This is a genomic window from Streptomyces oryzae, assembly GCF_017676365.1.
Classification (GTDB): domain Bacteria; phylum Actinomycetota; class Actinomycetes; order Streptomycetales; family Streptomycetaceae; genus Streptomyces; species Streptomyces oryzae.
On sequence record NZ_JADKMA010000334.1, the window covers coordinates 1 to 4,023 of the forward strand.

Genomic DNA, 4,023 nt, shown 5'->3' on the forward strand with positions numbered 1-4,023 from the left:
CCACCCCGCAGGTGCCGCCGGCCCGCCCGTACCACGACAGTCAGGCGGAAGAGCTGGATGTGCCGGACTTCCTGAAGTGATAGCTGCGCAAGAGACGGTCAGCGGCGCGCACTTCGCCTTCACCGACAGGTGGGGCGGGGTGAGCGCCGCTCCGTATGAGGAGCTGAACCTCGGTGGCGCGGTCGGTGACGACCCCGGGGCCGTACGGACCAACCGGGAGCGGGCCGCGCGGGTGCTCGGACTGTCGCCCGACGAGGTGGTCTGGATGCATCAGGTGCACGGGCGCGACGTCGCCGTCGCGGACCGCCCGTTCGGTGCGGACGCGCCTCCGGCCGACGGGGTGGTGACGGCGCGTAGGGGGCTCGCGCTGGCGGTGCTCACCGCGGACTGCACTCCGGTGCTGCTGGCCGACCCGGTTGCCGGAGTCGCGGGCGCGGCGCACGCGGGGCGGCCCGGCGTACTGGCGGGCGTGGTGGGCGCGACGGTCGAGGCGATGGAAGCGCTCGGTGCCGAGCCCGGGCGCATGGTCGCGCGCACCGGGCCCGCAGTCTGCGGCCGGTGCTACGAGGTGCCGGACGCGATGCGCGCCGAGCTCGCGGCGGCCGTCCCCGAGACGTATGCGACGACACGGCAGGGGACTCCCGCCGTCGACATGGCCGCAGGGGTGCGGGCGCAGCTCGCGCGGGCGGGGGTCACCCGGTGCGAACAGTCTTCCGTATGCACGCTGGAGTCCGCTGACCATTTCTCGTACCGCCGGGACAAGACGACGGGAAGGCTTGCGAGTTATGTCTGGATCGAGGCGAGCTGAGAAGTGACGGCGGACATGTCTCCTGAGTCCTCTGAGTCCCATGAGTCCTTTGGGTCCCAGGAAGCGGCAGAATCGCCTGAGGCGGCCCGCAAGGCGGAGCTGGCCGCCAACCTCGCCCGGGTGGAGGAGCGCATCGCAGGCGCTTGTTTCGCGGCGGGGCGTAAGCGCGAGGACGTCACCCTCATTGTCGTGACCAAGACCTACCCCGCGAGCGATGTGCAGCTGCTGGCCGAGCTGGGTGTGCGGGACGTCGCGGAGAACCGGGACCAGGAAGCCGCGCCCAAGGCGGCCGACTGTGCCGACACGCAGCTCAGCTGGCACTTCGTGGGCCAGCTCCAGACCAACAAGGCGCGGTCGGTTGCCGGTTATGCCGACTTTGTCCACTCGGTGGACCGCGCCCGGCTGGTGACCGCGCTCTCGAACGCTGCTGTGCGCGCGGAGCGGGAGATCGGGTGTCTGGTCCAGGTCGCCTTTGACGCCGAGTCAGGCTCGGTGGGGGAGCGCGGCGGTGTGGCGCCCGACGGTGTGACGGATCTCGCGGAAGCGGTGGCGTCCGCCCAAGGTCTGCGGCTCGACGGAGTGATGACTGTCGCGCCGCTGGACGGGCCGCTGGCCGGGCGGCCGCGGGCGGCTTTCGACCAGCTGTTGGAAATCTCAACCGCCCTGCGAGCGGCGCATCCTGCTGCAACGATGGTGTCGGCGGGCATGAGCTCGGATCTCGAAGAGGCGGTGCTTGCCGGTGCGACACATGTGCGCGTCGGCAGTGCGGTACTCGGAGACCGACCCCGGCTCCGGTAACGTCGCGAAGCGAGTTGGGCCACAGCAGAATATATGGTCATTTCCGCCGGAAAAGGCCGGTCGGAGAGGCTGCGTGGATCATCCCAGGGCCACCGGTGACGGGGGCGGAGTCGATCCACCACAGAGCGGAGGACGCAGAGAATGGCCGGCGCGATGCGCAAGATGGCGGTCTACCTCGGCCTCGTGGAGGACGATGGGTACGACGGCCGGGGATTCGACCCTGACGACGAGTTCGAGCCCGAGCCCGAGCCCGAACGCGACCGTCGGCGGTATGAGTCGGAACAATCACACCATTCCCTCCAAAAGACCGAACCCGAGGAGCCGGTGAGGGTCGCTCACCCGCCGGCGCAACGGGAGCGGGAGCCGGAGACGCCCCCGGCGGTTGCTGCCGAAAGCGGACGAGCCGGGAGAATTGCTCCGGTGTCATCCATCACACCTGAACGCCAGAATGTCGAGAAGAGTGCCCCGGTGATCATGCCCAAGGTTGTGTCCGAACGTGAGCCGTATCGGATCACCACGTTGCACCCTCGGACCTACAACGAAGCCCGTACCATCGGGGAACACTTCCGTGAGGGCACTCCGGTGATCATGAATCTGACGGAGATGGACGATACCGACGCGAAGCGACTTGTCGACTTTGCGGCTGGTCTGGTCTTCGGTCTGCACGGCAGTATCGAGCGAGTGACGCAGAAGGTGTTCCTGCTGTCTCCTGCTAACGTCGATGTCACGGCGGAGGACAAGGCCCGCATCGCAGAGGGCGGGTTCTTCAACCAGAGCTGAGACGGCAGGATCCAGGAACAGGCCGCCAAGGCGGCACGAGAGCCCCAGGGGAGAGGGACGCGCAGATGAGAACCGCACTGGACGTGGTCCAAATCGCGCTGTACTGCTTCCTGCTCGTGCTGATCTTCCGGCTGGTGATGGACTACGTCTTCCAGTTCGCCCGCTCATGGCAACCCGGCAAGGCGATGGTGGTCGTTCTTGAGGCCGCCTACACTGTCACCGATCCGCCACTCAAGCTTTTGCGGCGGTTCATCCCACCGCTGCGCTTCGGGGGCGTGGCGCTCGACCTGTCCTTCTTCGTACTCATGATCATCGTCTACATCCTGATCAACGTCGTGGCCAGGCTGTGAACGATCGGAATGGTCTTGCCGATATGCCGACGACTTACGTTGAGGTGAAGAGATGCCCCTGACCCCCGAGGACGTGCGGAACAAGCAGTTCACGACCGTCCGTCTGCGCGAAGGCTATGACGAGGACGAGGTCGATGCCTTCCTCGATGAGGTCGAAGCCGAGCTGACCCGGCTGCTGCGCGAGAACGAGGACCTGCGCGCCAAGCTGGCCGCGGCCACACGCGCGGCCGCGCAGAACCAGCAACAACAGGGCGGGATGCGAAAGCCTCCTGAACCTCAGGACAGGCAGCAGCAGCAAGGCGGGGCCCCTGTTCCCGCCGCCATATCCGGACCGCAGCCCGTCCCGCCCCAACAGCAGGGCATGGGCGGCCCGCCGCAGCTTCCCGGCGGACAGGCACAGCTCCCCGCGGGCCCCGGCGGCCCCGGTGGACACGGCGGTCCCGGCGGCCCGGGTCCGCAGGGCGGTCCGATGGGTCCAGGTGGCCCCGGCCCGCAGCAGGGCGGCCCCATGGGTCCCGGTGGCCCGCAGGGCGGCCCGCAGATGCCGGGCGGCGGCCAGAACAACGACAGCGCGGCCCGCGTACTGTCGCTGGCGCAGCAGACGGCCGACCAGGCGATCGCGGAGGCCCGTTCCGAGGCCAACAAGATCGTTGGCGAGGCACGCAGCCGCGCCGAGGGCCTGGAGCGGGACGCCCGCGCCAAGGCCGACGCGCTGGAGCGGGACGCGCAGGAGAAGCACCGCGTGGCCATGGGCTCCCTGGAGTCGGCCCGCGCCACCCTGGAGCGCAAGGTCGAGGACCTGCGCGGCTTCGAGCGCGAGTACCGCACGCGGCTGAAGTCGTACCTGGAGAGCCAGCTGCGGCAGTTGGAGAACCAGGCCGACGACTCGCTCGCGCCGCCGCGCACGCCGGCGACCGCGTCGCTGCCCGCGCCCACGCCGTCGATGGCGTCGGCCGGAGCCGGTGCTCCCGCGGGAGCGGCCACCAGTGGTGGCGGCTCGATGGGCGGGCACCAGTCGATGGGCGGCAACGGACACTCCATGGGCGGCGGCCCGGCCGGTGGCCCCGGCGGTGGTCCGCACACCCAGGGCGGTGCCGGGCAGTCCTACGGCGGGCAGCAGCAGATGTCGCCTGCCATGACGCAGCCGATGGCGCCGGTGCGGCCGCAGGGCGGTCCTCAGCCCCAGCAGGCGCCCTCACCGATGCGGGGCTTCCTCATCGACGAGGACGAGAGCTGAGCCGCACGCGCTGAGCGCCTCCGTATGACGGGCCGGGCCCCTGAGAGCAT

Annotated in this window: 5 protein-coding genes; all 5 read left to right on the forward strand. The window is 69.6% G+C overall.

Going from position 1 to position 4,023, the window contains the following annotated elements:
- The first annotated feature begins 76 nt into the window (after positions 1-76).
- The 5 genes from pgeF to ITI46_RS33575 all read left to right on the forward strand — a co-directional run bounded on the left by pgeF (position 77) and on the right by ITI46_RS33575 (position 3,973).
- Positions 77-808: a peptidoglycan editing factor PgeF gene (gene pgeF, locus ITI46_RS33555; protein WP_209243727.1), complete on the forward strand. Its 732-nt coding sequence runs from the start codon at positions 77-79 to the stop codon at positions 806-808.
- 15 nt (positions 809-823) lie between these two features.
- Positions 824-1,606 (forward strand): YggS family pyridoxal phosphate-dependent enzyme, encoded by a 783-nt coding sequence (locus ITI46_RS33560; protein WP_209243728.1) that lies wholly within the window; start codon positions 824-826, stop codon positions 1,604-1,606.
- A 141-nt stretch (positions 1,607-1,747) separates the two neighbouring features.
- Complete coding sequence (locus ITI46_RS33565; RefSeq protein WP_209243729.1) at positions 1,748-2,386, forward strand: cell division protein SepF; 639 nt, start codon at positions 1,748-1,750, stop codon at positions 2,384-2,386.
- Between the two features lie 65 nt (positions 2,387-2,451).
- Positions 2,452-2,736, forward strand: coding sequence for a YggT family protein (locus ITI46_RS33570; protein ID WP_173869241.1), 285 nt, complete (start codon positions 2,452-2,454; stop codon positions 2,734-2,736).
- 52 nt (positions 2,737-2,788) lie between these two features.
- Positions 2,789-3,973 (forward strand): DivIVA domain-containing protein, encoded by a 1,185-nt coding sequence (locus ITI46_RS33575; protein WP_209243730.1) that lies wholly within the window; start codon positions 2,789-2,791, stop codon positions 3,971-3,973.
- Positions 3,974-4,023: the final 50 nt, after the last annotated feature.

Excerpts from the sequence above, each read along its gene's own strand:
- ITI46_RS33570 (WP_173869241.1), top strand. The coding sequence starts at position 2,452 with ATGAGAACCGCACTGGACGTGGTCCAAATCGCGCTGTACTGCTTCCTG.
- ITI46_RS33565 (WP_209243729.1), top strand. The coding sequence starts at position 1,748 with ATGGCCGGCGCGATGCGCAAGATGGCGGTCTACCTCGGCCTCGTGGAG.
- ITI46_RS33560 (WP_209243728.1), top strand. The coding sequence starts at position 824 with ATGTCTCCTGAGTCCTCTGAGTCCCATGAGTCCTTTGGGTCCCAGGAA.
- ITI46_RS33575 (WP_209243730.1), top strand. The coding sequence starts at position 2,789 with ATGCCCCTGACCCCCGAGGACGTGCGGAACAAGCAGTTCACGACCGTC.